Raw genomic sequence first — 14,271 nt, 5'->3', positions numbered from 1 at the left:
CGGACCGCGCGTCGGGCCGCTGCTGAGGGATGAACACCGCACAGGCTACAGGGGCCCGCCGCGGGCATATCCCGGAATGCCCTTTCATCTGCCCAAATAATGGACATAGTGACCGCGAAACGTGCAGTTGACCGGGACCGTGACCATGCGACCACTGATGATCAGCGCACTGCGCGCCTTGGGCCCGTCGGTCGCCTCGACCCCCCTGCCTGAGGCGGTGCGGGCGGGCATCGGGGCCGTCGCGGGCCTGATCATCGCCGGGCTGTTCGTGCTGTCTCCCGCGGTCGACAGCCAGCTGGGCCTGTACCTGATCGCGCCCTTCGGGGCCAGTTCGGTCCTGCTGTTCGCGGTTCCGAACAGTCCGCTGGCGCAGCCCTGGGCCGCAATCGTGGGCAATACGGTGGCGGCGCTGATCGGTGTCGCGGTGTGCCTGCATGTCGCCGATCCCGCGCTGCGGATCGCGGTGGCGGTAGGCCTGGCCATCACCGCGACGATCCTGTGCCGCGCGTTGCACCCCCCTGCCGGGGCCGTCGCCATGACCGCCGCGATGAGCCCCGACGCCATCGCGGACCTGGGCTATCGCTTTGCGGTGACGCCTGTGGCGGCGGGGACGGTGCTGCTGGTCGTCGTCGCGGCGGTCTATGCGCAGCTGACCGGGCGCCGCTATCCGATGCGCCAGGTGGACGACCGCAACGCCCACCGCACCGCCGACCCGGACCCCGCCGCGCGCATCGGCCTGTCCGAGGATCAGCTGACCGATCTTCTGGAACGCTATCGGCAGAACTTCAACCTGGGCGCGGGCGATCTGGCCCGCCTGGTGGGGGCGGCCGAACTGCAGGCGGCGGCGCAGCGTGTCGGGCCAGTCACGGCGGGCACGATCATGTCGCGCGACCTGGTGACCGTCGGCCCCGACGCCCCGGCCGAACGGGTGGCGGCGCTGTTCCGGCGCCACCGCTTCACCTCGATCCCGGTCGCGGGGCCCGACGGACGATATCTTGGCATGATCTTCCAGATCCACATGATCGCGACCGACGTGCGCCCCGCGGGCCCGGCGGCCGCGCTGATGCGGGCCGACATGCCCACCGCGCGGGCCGACACGCCGCTTGGCGATCTGCTGACCCTGATGGCCGAGGGCGACGTGGACGCCGTCCCGGTCCTGTCGGGGCCATCGCTGGTGGGGGTGGTGACGCGCACCGACCTGATCAGCGCCTTCGCCCGACACGATCCGCGCGGGCCGGGGGGCTGACGGCGGGTTTTCGGGCCAATCGCTTGACGCGGCCGCCCGGACCTGCGGTAGGTTCGGCACAAACCGGAACGGGAACGACGAACATGACCGAAAGCAAGCTGGGCTGGGCCGTGCCGCTGATGCGGGCAGGCTATATCGGCAAGGGGCTGGTCTATCTGGCCGTCGCGGGGATCTCTCTCTATTCGATCTGGCGGGGGGGCAGCGCGCAGGACACGTCCTCGGCCCTGGGATGGCTGGACACGACCTGGGGCGGCGGCGTGCTGCTGTTCGTCATCTTCATCGGCATGCTGGCCTACGCGCTGTGGCGGGTGCTGGACGCGGCCTTCGACCTTGAAGTCTACGGCAGCGACGCCAAGGGCATCGTCGCCCGCATCGGCATGCTGGTGACCGGCGCGATCCACCTGGGGATCGGCGCGACCGTCTTTCCGCTTCTGTTCGGCGGCGGTACGGGGGGCGGGTCGGGGGACGGCTCGGGCGAGGGGTCCAGCATTCCCGGCCATGTCCGCACCGTCATGGAATGGCCCGGCGGCCGCTGGCTGATCGGGGCCGCGGCGGTGCTGATCATCGGGGCGGGCGTGCATTACATGCGCCAGGGCTGGACCAACGAATACCGCCAGCACCTGCGCGCCAACCCGGTCACCACCCGCTGGAACCCCGTGCTCAAGGCGGGGCTGATCGCGCATGGCGTGGTGGTCGGCGTGGTGGGCCTGCTGTTCGGCTTCGCGGCCTGGCAGGCCAACCCCCAGCAGGCCGGCGGCACCGGAGAGGCGTTCTCCTGGCTGTCGGGGCAGGTCTATGGCCAGATCCTGGTGACGGGCGTCTGCCTGGGGCTGCTGGGATTCGCGCTGTTCTGCTTCGTGAACGCGGCCTATCGGATCGTGCCCAAGGTCTCGGGGCCGGACGTCCAGACGCTGGCCGCCAAGCTGATGTCGCGCTGACGGCCAGCGGGCGGCGTCACGCCCCCCGCGTCGCCCAATCGGCCAGCCGACCCAAAAAGGCGTCGCAGGCGTCCAACTGGGACCGCTCGATGTATTCGTCGGGCTTGTGGGCCTGGGCGATCGCGCCGGGCCCGCAGATCACCGTGGGCACCCCCAGCATCTCCGCAAAGCGGCCGCCCTCGGTACCGAAGGCGACCTTGGAATGGCCGTTGCTGCCGGTCAGGCGCTTGACCAGGGTGACGGCCTCGGCGTCGGGCGGGGTCTCCAGGCCGGGGAACTGGGCAAAGACCTCGATCTCGATCCCGGCCTCGGGGGCGATGCGCCGCATCATCGGTTCCAGCTCGTCGCGGGCGTAATCACGCAGCTCCTGGACCAGGGCGTCGGCATCCTCCTGCGGCAGCACCCGGAACTCGCAGTCCAGCGTGCACAGGTCGGGCACGATGTTCAGTGCCGTGCCGCCGCGGATGGTGCCGGTATGGGCGGTGCTGTGGGTGATATCATAGTCGGCGTCGCGCCCGCCTTCGGTCGCCAGCCGGGCCGCGATATCCTGCATCCGCACCACCAGCCGGGCGGCGTAATCGACCGCATTCACCCCCTGCGGCGCCAGCGAGGAGTGGCACCCCCTGCCCCGCACCGTTACCCGCATCGAGCGTTTGGCCTTGTGCCCGATCACCACCTGCATCAAGCTGGGCTCTCCGACGATGCACAGGGCGGGGCGGATGCCTTCGTCGCGCAGCATCTCCAGCAGGCCGACCACGCCCACGCAGCCGACCTCCTCGTCATAGGAAAACGCCAGATGCACGGGCCGCGCCAGATCGCGCGCCACAAGGTCCGGCACGGCGGCCAGCACGCAGGCCAGGAACCCCTTCATGTCGCAGCTGCCCCGCCCGTACAGCCGCCCGTCGCGCGCGGTCAGCGCATAGGGGTCGCTGGCCCAGTCCTGGCCCTCGACCGGCACCGTGTCTGTATGGCCCGACAGGATCACCCCGGGGCCGTCCGCGGGCCCGATCGTCGCCCACAGGTTGGCCTTCTGCCCGGTCGCATCCATGACCAGCCGGCTGTCCACCCCGTATTCCGCCAGATAGGCCCGGACATGGTCGATCAGCGCAAGGTTGGAGCGGTGGCTGGTCGTGTCGAAGGCGATCAGCTGCGTCAGGATCTGCTGGCTGGTGGGGGTCTGCATCGGGATTCCTTTATCGCAGGGCGGTGGGGGTCGGATAGACGGCGCGGTCCAGGCTGTCGGTGACGTCCTGCATGAAGGCCCGCGTCACCGCGGAGGGCGCCCGGCTGGCCGGCAGCAGGAAATGCGTGCTGTAGCGGATCGCGGGCAGGAAGGGGCGCATCGCCACCTGATCGGCCATCTGGTGGACCAGCGGGAACGGGTTCAACAGCGACACGCCCAGACCCTCGCGCACGAACTGGATGACGGATACGTTGGTCGACGCCTCCAGCTCGATCCGCAGGGCCAGGCCCGCGCGGTCGAACAGGCGGTCGATGGCGGCGCGGCTGGAATGGCGGCGCGACAGGGCGATGAACGGCTCGTCGTGCAGATCCTCGGGGCGGATCACCTCGAACGCGGCCAGGTGGTGGTCGCGCGGCAGGACACAGATTGCCTGCGTTTCCAGCAGCAGCTCGGATGTGATGCCTTCATGGGCAACGGTGCTGTCGCTCATCCCGACATCGAACCGACCCTCGGCGATGCCGGTCAGCAGGCTGTCGCTGGCCAGCACGTCGAAGGTGATCTGGCAGCCCGGATTGGCCCGCTTGAAGGCCGCGATCCGGCTTGGCAGGAACCGGTGCGCGATGGTCGGCGGGGCCACGATGGACAGCGTCCCCTCATGCGCGCCCTGCGGCCGGTCGGCGCGATGGACCAGCCGGGCCAGCGTCTCCAGCACCGGCGCCAGCTGCTCGCTCAGCGACAGGGCCTCGATCGTGGGAACCAGGCGGCCGTTGGTGCGCAGGAACAGCTTGAAGCCAAGCCGCTCCTCCAGCTGCGCCAGCCTGCGGCTGACCGCCGACTGAGAGATGTCCAGCCGACGCGCCGCGCTGATCGCGGTGCCATTGGCCACCAGCGCCTGCAGAACCTCAAGTTCGCGCAGGGATATTTCCGACCGGCGATCCCGGTCGGCGGCAGTGTCATCCGGTTCCATCGCCACCTTATGAGAAAAACGCATCGATATTCGCGATTGACATCTGATTATCGCATCATACCCTGATCGCCAAGCGGGATTGCACCACCGGGGAACAACTTCGGGGTGACCGATCCACGCATCACCAGCAGAGAGGATATCGCGATGAAAGCATTCGGCTTGCCCTTGGCCGCGGGCATCGTTCTGGCGGGCCTGGCCCCCGCCGCCGCCCAGACCCTGACCATCGGCCTCAAGTCCGAGGCCACCTCGATGGACCCGCTGTTCCACCAGCTGTCCACCAACATCCAGGTCTCCAAGAACATCTTCGAGGCGCTGACCACCCAGGACGCGCTGCAGATGGTCACCCCCGGCCTTGCCGAAAGCTGGGAGGCGGTGGACGACACCACCTGGCGGTTCAAGCTTCGCCAGGGCGTGAAATTCCACGACGGCGGCGACTTCACCGCGCGCGACGTGATCTATTCCTTCTGCCGGGTGCCGCTGGTCCAGAACTCGCCCTCGGCCTACACCATCTTCACGGGCGGCATCGCCGACATGGCGGCCGAGGACGACCACACGCTGACCATCACCACCAAGGCCACCAATCCCCTGCTGCCGGTCGACCTGTGGAGCCTTGCGATCCTGTCCGCCGATGCGCTTGGCGCCGACGACCAGGTGACCTACGGCCCCGACGGCACCTGCGAGGGCATGGGCGACGTGCCCCAGGCCCCGGCCTTCAACGACCCCGCGGTCGCGGTGGGCACCGGCCCCTATGTGCTGGACCGCTATACCCGCGGGTCCGAGGTCGTGGTGACGCGGTTCGACGGATACTGGGGCGGCACCCCGCAATGGGAAAGCGTCACCATGCGCCCGATCACCAGCGACGGCCCCCGCGTGGCGGCCCTGCTGGCGGGCGACGTGGACATGATCGAATCGCCCCCCATCCAGGACATCCCGCGCATCGAACAGGGCGGCTTCACCATCGTCGACGCGCTGTCCAACCGCGTGATCTATCTGCACATGCTGCAGCAGCCCGACGCCCCCGGCATCGGCGGCACCGACGGGGAAAACCCGCTGATGGACGCGCGGGTGCGCAAGGCCATCTCGATGTCGATCAACCGCCAGGCCATCACCGAACGGATCATGGGCGGCTATGCCCAGGCCGCGGGCGAACTGCTGCCGCCGCCGATGTTCGGCACCTCGGACCGCCCGGTCGAGGCCTATGACCCCGACGCCGCCCGCGCCCTGCTGGCCGAGGCGGGCTATCCCGACGGGTTCTCGCTGACGCTCGGAACGCCGAACGACCGCTACATCAACGACGAACAGGTGGCGCAGGCCGTGGCCCAGATGATGGCCCAGATCGGCATCCGCGTCAGCGTGGACGCCAGCACCGCCAGCCAGTTCTTCTCGCGCCGGAACGCGCTGGAATTCCCGATCTACCTGGCGGGCTGGGGCGCGTCCTCGGGCGACATGTCGTCCCCGCTGAAATCGCTGGTGGCCACCTATGACGAGGCGACGGGCATGGGGCCGACCAATGCCGGCCGCTATTCCAACCCCGAAATGGACGCGCTGCTGACGACGGCGATGGCCACCATCGACGACGCCGCGCGCGACCAGATGCTGCAGGACGCCCAGACCCTGGTGCTGGACGATACCGGGATCATCCCGCTGCATTACGAACAGACGGTCTGGGCGATGAAGCCGGACCTGACCTACGAACCCCGCGTCGACCAGTACACCCTGGCCGCCGAGGTCAAGCCCGCCGCAGAATGATGCGCCCCTCCGGCACCTCGCGTCGCGGGGTGCCGGACCCCAGCCCCATCACAGGGACCCCGTCATGATCGTCTATCTTGTCCGCCGCGTGGGCCAAAGCCTGCTGGCCGTCATGGCCATGGCCGTGCTGGTCTTCCTCGGCGTCTTCTTCATCGGCAATCCCGTCGATGTGCTGGTCAGCCCCGAGGCGAGCCAGGCCCAGATCGCCGCCACCGTCGAACGGTTGGGCCTGGACCGGCCGCTCTATGAACAGTTCGGCATCTTCGTCTGGAACGCCCTTCACGGCGATCTGGGCACCTCCTTCGTCTATGGCCGCCCCGCGCTGGAGATCATCCTGGACCGCCTGCCCGCCACGCTGGAACTGGCGCTGGTCGCGCTGGCCCTGTCGGTGGGCATCGGCATCCCGCTTGGGGTCTGGGCCGGGCTGCGGCCCCACGGCATCGCGGGGCGCACGATCATGGGCGGGTCCATCCTGGGCTTCTCGCTGCCCAACTTCTGGCAGGGGATGCTGCTGATCCTGGTCTTTGCCGTGCTGCTGGGCTGGCTGCCCGCGGGCGGGCGCGGCGAGACCACCGAATTCCTGGGCATGCAGGTCAGCTTCCTGACCTGGGACGGGCTGTCGCACCTGATCCTGCCCGCCATCAACTTGGCACTGTTCAAGATGTCGCTGATCATCCGCCTGGCCCGCGCCAACACGCGCGAGGTCTGCATGCAGGATTACGTCAAGTTCGCCCGCGCCAAGGGCCTGTCGCCGCGCCGCGTGGTGCTGGTCCATGTGCTCAAGAACATCATGATCCCGGTGGTGACCATCATCGGGCTGGAACTGGGCTCGATGGTGGCCTTTGCCATCGTGACCGAAACCGTCTTCGCCTGGCCCGGCATGGGCAAGCTGCTGATCGACAGCATCAACCTGTTGGATCGCCCGGTGATCGTGGCCTACCTGATGCTGACGGTGCTGATCATCGTGGGCATCAACCTGCTGGTCGACGTCATCTATTCCGCCTTGGACCCCCGCATCCGCCTGTCGGAGATGAAGGGATGACCGACATCGCACCCCCCTCCCCCGCCCCGGTCCGCATCGACAGCCCCGCCAAGCGCATCGCCAAGCAGTTCGTCGAGGACCGCATCGCGGTCCTGGGCCTGGTCCTGTTCGTGGTGATCGCCCTGATCGCCATCGCGGCCCCCTGGATCGCGCCCCAGAACCCCTATGACCTGATGCAGCTGAGCATCATGGACGGCGGCCTGCCCCCCGGAGAGGTCAGCATGGCCACCGGCCAGACGTTCTGGCTGGGCACCGACCAGCAGGGCCGCGACATGCTGTCGGGCATCATGTACGGGCTGCGCATCAGTTTGATGGTCGCGGTCGTGTCGCTGACCCTGGCCATCACCATCGGCACCATCGTCGGCGTCGCCGCCGCCTATTTCGGCGGGCGCTTCGACAGCCTGGTGATGCGCATCGTCGACCTGCAGCTGTCCTTTCCCGCCATCCTGATCGCGCTGATCCTGCTGGCGCTGCTGGGACGCGGGGTGGACAAGGTGATCCTGGCGCTGGTCATCGTGCAATGGGCCTATTACGCGCGCACGGTGCGCAGTTCGGCCATGGTGGAAACCCGCAAGGATTACATCGACGCCGCCCGCTGTCTGGCCCTGTCGGACCGCCGGATCATGTTCCGCCACCTGCTGCCCAACTGCGTGCCGCCCCTGATCGTGGTCGCCACCGTGCAGATCGCCCAGGCCATCGCGCTGGAGGCGACGCTGTCCTTCCTGGGCGTGGGCGTGCCCATCACCGAACCCTCCCTGGGGCTGCTGATCGCCAACGGCTACGACTACCTGCTGTCGGGCCGCTACTGGGTCAGCGTCTTTCCCGGCATCGCCCTGGTCGTCACCATCATCGCCATCAACGTCGTGGGCGACCGCCTGCGCGATGTCCTGAACCCGAGGTTGCAGACATGACCGCCCTGCTGGACGTCCGCGAACTGCAGACGCATTTCATGACCCGCGACGGCACCGCCCGCGCCGTGGACGGGGTCAGCTTCACGCTGGAGCGTGGCCAGATCCTGGGCCTGGTGGGCGAATCCGGGTCCGGCAAGTCGGTCACCGGCTTCTCGATCCTGGGGCTGGTCGACCCGCCCGGCCGGGTGGCCGGGGGCCAGGTCGTCTTTGACGGCACCGACCTGATCGCGGGCGGGGAAAAGGCCATGCGCCCCCTGCGCGGCAAGCGCATCGCGATGATCTTCCAGGACCCGATGATGACGCTGAACCCGGTCCTGCGCATCGACACCCAGATGGTCGAGACCGTCCGCGCCCATGAAACCGTCTCGCGGGCCGAGGCCCTGCGCCGCTGCCGCGAGGCGCTGGTCCAGGTCGGCATCTCCTCCCCGGACGAACGGCTGAAAAGCTATCCGCACCAGTTCTCGGGCGGCATGCGCCAGCGCGTGGCGATCGCCATCGCGCTCCTGCACAAGCCCGACCTGATCATCGCGGACGAACCCACCACCGCGCTGGACGTGACCATCCAGGCCCAGATCCTGTCCGAGGTGCAAAAGCTCTGCGCCCAATCAGGCACCGCCTTGATCTGGATCACCCATGACCTGGCCGTCGTGTCGGGCCTGGCCGACCGCCTGGCGGTCATGTACGCGGGCCGCATCATCGAGGAAGGGCCCACCGCCGCGATCATCGCCAACCCCCGTCACCCCTATACGCGCGGCCTGATCGACAGCGTCCCCCATGGCAAGCGCCACGGCGCGATGCTGACCCAGATCAAGGGCATGACGCCGTCGCTTCTGAACCTTCCAAAGGGGTGCAAGTTCGCCCCCCGCTGTCCGCGCGCCGATGCCGCCTGCCAGGTCGAACCCGCCCTGACCCCCGCCGGCCCCGGCCGCCAGGTGCGCTGCCACCACCCCCATGCCGACGCAGAGGCCACCCCGTGACACCACAGCCCATCCTGCAGATCGACGGCGTGTCCAAGCGGTTCACCAAGGACCTGGACATCGCCGAACGCACCGCCCGGTCCCTGGGCGCTCGCATCGCCCCGGTCACCGTCCACGCCGTCGACGGCATCGACCTGTCGGTCCGCCGCGGCGAAGTGCTGGGCCTGGTCGGCGAATCCGGCTGCGGCAAGTCCACGCTTGGCCGCATGGTGGCGGGGCTGGCCCGCCCCAGCCAAGGGCGCATCCTCTATAACGGCCAGGACGTGGCGACCCTCAAGGGCGCCGCCGCGCGCGACGCCGCGCTCAAGATCCAGATGGTGTTCCAGGACCCCATGTCGTCCCTGAACCCCCGCCTGCAGGTCCGCGATATCGTCGGAGAGGCGCCCCGCGTCCACGGCATCGTGCCCCGCCGCGACATCCCCGCCTATGTCGAGCGGATGCTGGAACAGGTGGGCCTGGACCCCAGCATGGGCAAGCGCTATCCGCACCAGTTCTCGGGCGGACAGCGGGCGCGGGTGGGCATTGCCCGCGCGCTGGCGGTGCGCCCCGATTTCCTGGTCTGCGACGAATCCGTGGCGGCGCTGGACGTGTCGATCCAAGCCCAGGTTCTGAACCTTTTCGTTCAGTTGCGGCAGGATTTCGACCTGACCTACCTGTTCGTCAGCCATGACTTGGGCGTGGTCGAACATATCTCGGACCGGATCGCGGTCATGTATCTGGGCCGCCTGGTCGAACTGGGCGAGGCCCAAGACCTGATCGCGCGTCCGAACCACCCCTATACCCAAGCCCTTGTCAGCGAGATCCCGACCTTCGAGACCGGCAAGAAGACCTATCATGCCATCAAGGGAGAGATCCCCTCGCCCCTGAACCCGCCGCCGGGGTGCCATTTCCACCCCCGCTGCCCCCATGCCCATGACCGCTGCCGCCTTGAGGTGCCCGCGCTGCGCGAGGTTGCCCCCGGCCGCCTGTCGGCCTGCCACCTGAACGACCAAGCCTGACCGAAGGAAAGACCCCATGCGAAACGACAACCCCCTCTGGCCGCTGGTCGATGCCCGCGCCGCCCAGTTCACCGGCCTAGCCGATGCCGTGTTCGACACGCCCGAACTGGCCTATGGCGAGGTCAAATCCTGCGCCGCCCACACCCGGATGCTGCGCGATCAGGGCTTCCGTGTGACCGAAAACCTGGCCGGCATCCCGACCGCCGTCATGGGAGAGGCGGGCACGGGCGGCCCGGTCATCGCCATCCTGGGCGAATACGACGCCCTGCCCGGCCTGTCCCAGGAACCCGGCCTGGCCGAGCCGCGCCAGATCGCCGATCACGGCTTCGGCCATGGCTGCGGCCACAACCTGCTGGGCTCGGCCGCGCTGTCGGCGGCCACCGCCGTCAAGGACTGGCTGGAGGCCAGCGGCGTGCCCGGCCGCGTCCGCTACTACGGCTGCCCGGCCGAGGAAGGCGGCGCCGCCAAGACCTACATGGTTCGCGACGGGCTGTTCGACGACGTCGACATCGCCATCACCTGGCACCCGGCGAGCTTCAATGCGGTCGACGACATGCGGTCTCTGGCCAACACGCGCATCGACTTCACCTTCCACGGCAAGGCCGCCCACGCGGCGGGCGCGCCGGAACTGGGCCGGTCCGCCTTGGACGCGGTCGAGCTGATGAACATCGGCATCAACTACATGCGCGAACACATGCCCGACGCGGCGCGGGTCCATTACGCCTATCTGGACGCCGGCGGCATCGCGCCCAACGTCGTCCAGGCCAAGGCGACCGTGCGCCAGCTGATCCGCAGCCCGGACCTTGCAGGCCTGTCGTCGCTGGTCGACCGGGTGCGCAAGATCGCCGACGGGGCGGCGCTGATGTCGGGCACCACCGTGACCTCGCGCGTGTTCTCGGCCGTGTCCAACCTGACCGAGAACCTGCCCCTGTCCCGCGCCATGCAGGCCCAGTTCGAGGCCCTGGGCCCCGTCCCCTTCGACGCGGACGACACGGCCTTCGCCACCGCCATCCGCGAAAGCCTGTCGCGCGAGGACATCGCCGACACGTTCAAGCGGCTGGCGATGAAGCCCGACTACGACCTGCCGCTGTGCAACTTCATCGCCCCCCTGGACCGGCCCTTCATGGGCGGCATGGGTTCGACCGACGTGGGCGATGTCAGCTGGGCGGTGCCCACCGTCCAGGCCCGCGTCGCCACCTGTGCGGTGGGCACCGCGCTCCACAGCTGGCAGCAGACCGCCCAGGGCAAGGCCCCCGCCGCGCACAAGGGCATGCTGCACGCCGCCAAGGTCATGGCCGCCACCGCCCATGCCGCGCTTACCGACCCGGCGCTGGTCCAGGCGGCCAAGGCCGCCCATGCCGACCACCTGACCCAGCACCCCTATCGCTGCCCCATCCCGCCCGAGACCCGCCCCCCGGTCGAGGGCCTCTGACGCCAACCGCCGCCTCAGAACCGGCGGCGGCAACGACTCGTCATAGTCTTCGCCCCGCCGGTTCCCGACCAGCGGGGTGAAGACATGTGTGATGAAGGGTTGAAGCACCGTGGCCGGTGAACGCGGCGAATGACACTGTTCGGTCTGCGTCACGACACCGTGCCGTCGAAATTGGCTTCGTCACCGATAAATCAGCGCCTTTACAACGCCCTAGAGACACAACCCCGCGGCGACCTGAAGTCTCGCCCGTAAGTGCCGACAGCGCCGCAGCCGTACCCCCCTGCCCTACCGCCATAGCCCAAATTTCCGGCCGGCCGGTTTCGCCACGAAACCGTCAGCGCTCCAGCAGCGCCCGTATCTCCAGCATCAGGCTGTCCACCAGTTCGGTTGTCAGGGCAGCCCCCTCCAGGCGCAGCAGGTGCCCCCTGCTGTCGCTGGACCGCCGTATCGTCACCCCACTGGATGTCCGCAGGGTCTTGTCGTCCAGCCAGCCATGGGCCGTCGCAGGGCGCGTGGGGCGCCCTCCCCGTCCCGGGTCGCGGACCCCCTGATCCTGCTGCCGGATCACCGGTTCGATTACCGCCCATTCTGCATCCGCATCTTCGGGGGCAGCATGGGACAGAGCCTGGCGAACCTGGCTCTCGGCGCCCTGGCGCAGCGCGGTCGCCAGCTGCAGCCCGCGACGCTCGGTCAACTGCTCGGGGAACTGCAGCATGTCGCCAAGTTCTTCAAATATAAGGGAAAAAGATCGAATCTTTGACCGTTTTGCCTTCGATCCGCTGCCGAACAGCTTGTCGACGGCATCTTCCGTATTAGCAAAGGCTCCATGGTTCGCTGCAATGACCGCGATACGCCCCCGCTCGAAATGGCTCAGGTTTTCGCGGACCTCGTTCTCCTCGATCATCTGGACAAACGCGTTGCCTGCATCGGCGCGGGGCCGGACGATCGCCCGGATGGTCGCGTATTTGTCCGCCTGCGTCAGGTCGCGCAGCCCCCGCGTGGCCAGCAGCCGGCGATAGCCCGACAGCAGGCCATAGCGCTGGCCCGCCCTGCCCTCCTGCTCCAGCGCAAAGACCTCGATCGGCAGCCGCAGCCCGTGCGAGGCGATCGACTGGCGCAGCTCCAGCATCTCGGCCTCGCCCATGGTCATGCGGTCGCGGATCATCGCGTCCTCGTCGATCTGCTCCAGCGGCAGGTCGACCATCAGCAGGCCGCTGTCCTGCGCCGCATGCAGGCGCGCAGCATCGGCCTCGGCGCGGGCACGCGCCGCGCGGCTGTCCGCCCCGTCAGGCTGGAATTGGGACGCGCTATCGGCCGCGACCTGGGCGATCGGCGCGATGCCCCGGACCGAGGCGGCGCGGTCGAAGGTTTCGCTGCGAAACTCCGCCTCGATTCGGGTTAGGTCATCGGTGCTGGGGGCTTCAAGACGTCTGCGCTTGACCATCGGTCTGCTCCTGTTCCTGCTTTTCCATCTGAAGATCGCGCCACCAGGCCCCCAGGATCAGCTCCTTCACCTCGGCCCAGGTGCGGTCGAACGTCTCGCGGCCGCGGACATAGGTGTCGCGGTTGAACTCTCGGTAGTCGGCCTCGTAGATGCCATTCACCTGTTCCCCGGCCTGGCCCACCATGGCGGTCAGCTCCTGACGATAGGTCGTCATGAAGTCGCCGAAATAGGCCTGGATTACGTTGGCCAGGTCGGTCTGCTGACCAGCCTCGAAACGGGTGATGATGGCGCGGACCGCGTCCCATTCGAACCGCATCTCGGGCAGTCCGTCGCGGCGGCGGGCAGTGTTCTCTCCATCCTCGACGCTGGCGAAGGTCGAATAGAGCATGTCGAAGAACCGGCCCGTCGAATCGAACTCCAGGAAGGTCGCGCCCAGGGGCACCAGCAGGATGTCGGCGGCCGCCAGCGCGTTGATCGTCAGATAGCCAAGGGCAGGGGGCGTGTCGATGATGATGATGTCATAGTCGTCCACGACCCCGTCATGGGTCAGCCCGTTCGACAGCGCGTCCCACAGCGGCCAGCCGCGCAGACCCATCCGCCAGACCGGCACCTGGAACTCGGCCCAGTACAGGTTCAGCTGCGCGCCCAGCAGGTCGATATTGGGCCAGTGGGTCTTCTGGATCAGGTCGCGGGCGCCGATCTTCAGCGCCTCGGTCAGGGTCTCGTCGAAGGGCAGGGGGGGCTGGCCGCGGGCCTCGCGGACGCGGTTCTCGTCCTGCAGGGCCAGGGCATAGTCCTTTGCCAGCAAGGGGAAGGCTGTGGACCATTCGTCCGTCACCTGCCCACCCATGATCGAGGTCATGCTGCCCTGGCTGTCCAGGTCGATCACCAGCACCTTGTAGCCGTCCAACGCCGCCGACATGGCCAGATGCGCCGCGGTGGAGGTCTTGCCCACGCCGCCCTTGAAGTTCGCCACCGCCAGCACCTTGGCCGGCAGGCCCTCGGGGCGCCAGGGGCGGTATTCGCGGTCGGCGGCCCCCTCCTGGGCAAAGTGGTCGCGCAGACGCAGGACGTCGTCCAGGGTGAACCACTTGGAGTTGCCCTCGCCGACGCCCTGGGGCAGGTCGGGGTTCTTGCGCAGCACGCGGCGGAAATGGGCAGTCGCGACGGGGATGAGATAGCGGCAGATCTCCCAGGTGGAAAAGCGGCGCAGGCGCTTGCGTCCGTCGGGGGCATAGCCGCGCTCTGCCAGGTCCTGCCGTCCACGGGCGGCGAAGGCTGCAGCCTTGGCGAATCGGGCGGTGCCGATCGGCTCTGACAGGCGCTTGGCGGCACGGGCGGGGTCTATGCTGAAATAGGGGGGAAGCGGCTCTTTGCCTGACAT

At 68.4% G+C, this 14,271-nt stretch carries 12 protein-coding genes; 8 read left to right on the top strand and 4 right to left on the bottom strand.

The window, feature by feature from the left end:
- The first annotated feature begins 145 nt into the window (after positions 1 to 145).
- Positions 146 to 1,246: an HPP family protein gene (locus tag EOJ32_RS17840; protein ID WP_240542598.1), complete on the top strand. Its 1,101-nt coding sequence runs from the start codon at positions 146 to 148 to the stop codon at positions 1,244 to 1,246.
- A gap of 83 nt (positions 1,247 to 1,329) precedes the next feature.
- Positions 1,330 to 2,184: a DUF1206 domain-containing protein gene (locus EOJ32_RS17835; RefSeq protein ID WP_127899713.1), complete on the top strand. Its 855-nt coding sequence runs from the start codon at positions 1,330 to 1,332 to the stop codon at positions 2,182 to 2,184.
- 16 nt (positions 2,185 to 2,200) lie between these two features.
- Here EOJ32_RS17835 and argE read toward each other — a convergent pair whose 3' ends face one another.
- Entirely contained in the window at positions 2,201 to 3,367 is a 1,167-nt protein-coding gene (argE, locus tag EOJ32_RS17830; RefSeq protein ID WP_127899712.1) for an acetylornithine deacetylase, read from the bottom strand.
- Positions 3,368 to 3,377: 10 nt separating this feature from the next.
- Positions 3,378 to 4,334, bottom strand: coding sequence for a LysR substrate-binding domain-containing protein (locus EOJ32_RS17825; RefSeq protein ID WP_164871504.1), 957 nt, complete (start codon positions 4,332 to 4,334; stop codon positions 3,378 to 3,380).
- 144 nt (positions 4,335 to 4,478) lie between these two features.
- Between EOJ32_RS17825 and EOJ32_RS17820 the strand changes: the two genes are divergently transcribed.
- From EOJ32_RS17820 to EOJ32_RS17795, 6 genes are all read left to right on the top strand, one after another.
- The gene (locus EOJ32_RS17820) at positions 4,479 to 6,083 is read left to right on the top strand and encodes an ABC transporter substrate-binding protein (RefSeq protein ID WP_127899710.1); all 1,605 of its coding nucleotides are present in this window, start codon (positions 4,479 to 4,481) and stop codon (positions 6,081 to 6,083) included.
- A 64-nt stretch (positions 6,084 to 6,147) separates the two neighbouring features.
- On the top strand, positions 6,148 to 7,125 hold the full coding sequence (locus EOJ32_RS17815; protein ID WP_045981844.1) for an ABC transporter permease: 978 nt from the start codon (positions 6,148 to 6,150) through the stop codon (positions 7,123 to 7,125).
- Positions 7,122 to 8,036, top strand: a complete 915-nt coding sequence (locus EOJ32_RS17810) for an ABC transporter permease (RefSeq protein WP_084697290.1) — start codon at positions 7,122 to 7,124, stop codon at positions 8,034 to 8,036. Before EOJ32_RS17815 ends, EOJ32_RS17810 begins: the two co-directional genes overlap by 4 nt.
- Positions 8,033 to 9,013 (top strand): ABC transporter ATP-binding protein, encoded by a 981-nt coding sequence (locus EOJ32_RS17805; protein WP_127899709.1) that lies wholly within the window; start codon positions 8,033 to 8,035, stop codon positions 9,011 to 9,013. Before EOJ32_RS17810 ends, EOJ32_RS17805 begins: the two co-directional genes overlap by 4 nt.
- On the top strand, positions 9,010 to 10,011 hold the full coding sequence (locus EOJ32_RS17800; RefSeq protein WP_127899708.1) for an ABC transporter ATP-binding protein: 1,002 nt from the start codon (positions 9,010 to 9,012) through the stop codon (positions 10,009 to 10,011). Before EOJ32_RS17805 ends, EOJ32_RS17800 begins: the two co-directional genes overlap by 4 nt.
- Before the next feature lie 16 nt (positions 10,012 to 10,027).
- Positions 10,028 to 11,443, top strand: coding sequence for a M20 family metallopeptidase (locus EOJ32_RS17795; RefSeq protein WP_127899707.1), 1,416 nt, complete (start codon positions 10,028 to 10,030; stop codon positions 11,441 to 11,443).
- Between the two features lie 334 nt (positions 11,444 to 11,777).
- On the opposite strand, the gene EOJ32_RS17790 is transcribed toward EOJ32_RS17795, so the two are convergent.
- Both EOJ32_RS17790 and EOJ32_RS17785 read right to left on the bottom strand, forming a co-directional pair.
- Positions 11,778 to 12,887, bottom strand: a complete 1,110-nt coding sequence (locus EOJ32_RS17790) for a ParB N-terminal domain-containing protein (protein ID WP_127899706.1) — start codon at positions 12,885 to 12,887, stop codon at positions 11,778 to 11,780.
- The gene (locus EOJ32_RS17785) at positions 12,865 to 14,271 is read right to left on the bottom strand and encodes an AAA family ATPase (RefSeq protein ID WP_045981848.1); all 1,407 of its coding nucleotides are present in this window, start codon (positions 14,269 to 14,271) and stop codon (positions 12,865 to 12,867) included. The genes EOJ32_RS17790 and EOJ32_RS17785 overlap by 23 nt, the downstream gene beginning before the upstream one ends.

This window comes from Paracoccus sp. Arc7-R13, from assembly GCF_004010775.1.
Taxonomy (GTDB): domain Bacteria; phylum Pseudomonadota; class Alphaproteobacteria; order Rhodobacterales; family Rhodobacteraceae; genus Paracoccus; species Paracoccus marcusii.
The sequence above is the reverse complement of the archived record's forward strand: the minus strand, read 5'-3'. Positions and strand labels throughout refer to the sequence as shown.

Bases quoted from the DNA above. Each gene is read 5' to 3' on its own strand.
- argE (WP_127899712.1), bottom strand. From the start codon at position 3,367: ATGCAGACCCCCACCAGCCAGCAGATCCTGACGCAGCTGATCGCCTTC.
- EOJ32_RS17820 (WP_127899710.1), top strand. From the start codon at position 4,479: ATGAAAGCATTCGGCTTGCCCTTGGCCGCGGGCATCGTTCTGGCGGGC.
- EOJ32_RS17805 (WP_127899709.1), top strand. From the start codon at position 8,033: ATGACCGCCCTGCTGGACGTCCGCGAACTGCAGACGCATTTCATGACC.
- EOJ32_RS17785 (WP_045981848.1), bottom strand. From the start codon at position 14,271: ATGTCAGGCAAAGAGCCGCTTCCCCCCTATTTCAGCATAGACCCCGCC.
- EOJ32_RS17810 (WP_084697290.1), top strand. From the start codon at position 7,122: ATGACCGACATCGCACCCCCCTCCCCCGCCCCGGTCCGCATCGACAGC.
- EOJ32_RS17795 (WP_127899707.1), top strand. From the start codon at position 10,028: ATGCGAAACGACAACCCCCTCTGGCCGCTGGTCGATGCCCGCGCCGCC.
- EOJ32_RS17840 (WP_240542598.1), top strand. From the start codon at position 146: ATGCGACCACTGATGATCAGCGCACTGCGCGCCTTGGGCCCGTCGGTC.
- EOJ32_RS17825 (WP_164871504.1), bottom strand. From the start codon at position 4,334: ATGGAACCGGATGACACTGCCGCCGACCGGGATCGCCGGTCGGAAATA.
- EOJ32_RS17815 (WP_045981844.1), top strand. From the start codon at position 6,148: ATGATCGTCTATCTTGTCCGCCGCGTGGGCCAAAGCCTGCTGGCCGTC.
- EOJ32_RS17790 (WP_127899706.1), bottom strand. From the start codon at position 12,887: ATGGTCAAGCGCAGACGTCTTGAAGCCCCCAGCACCGATGACCTAACC.
- EOJ32_RS17835 (WP_127899713.1), top strand. From the start codon at position 1,330: ATGACCGAAAGCAAGCTGGGCTGGGCCGTGCCGCTGATGCGGGCAGGC.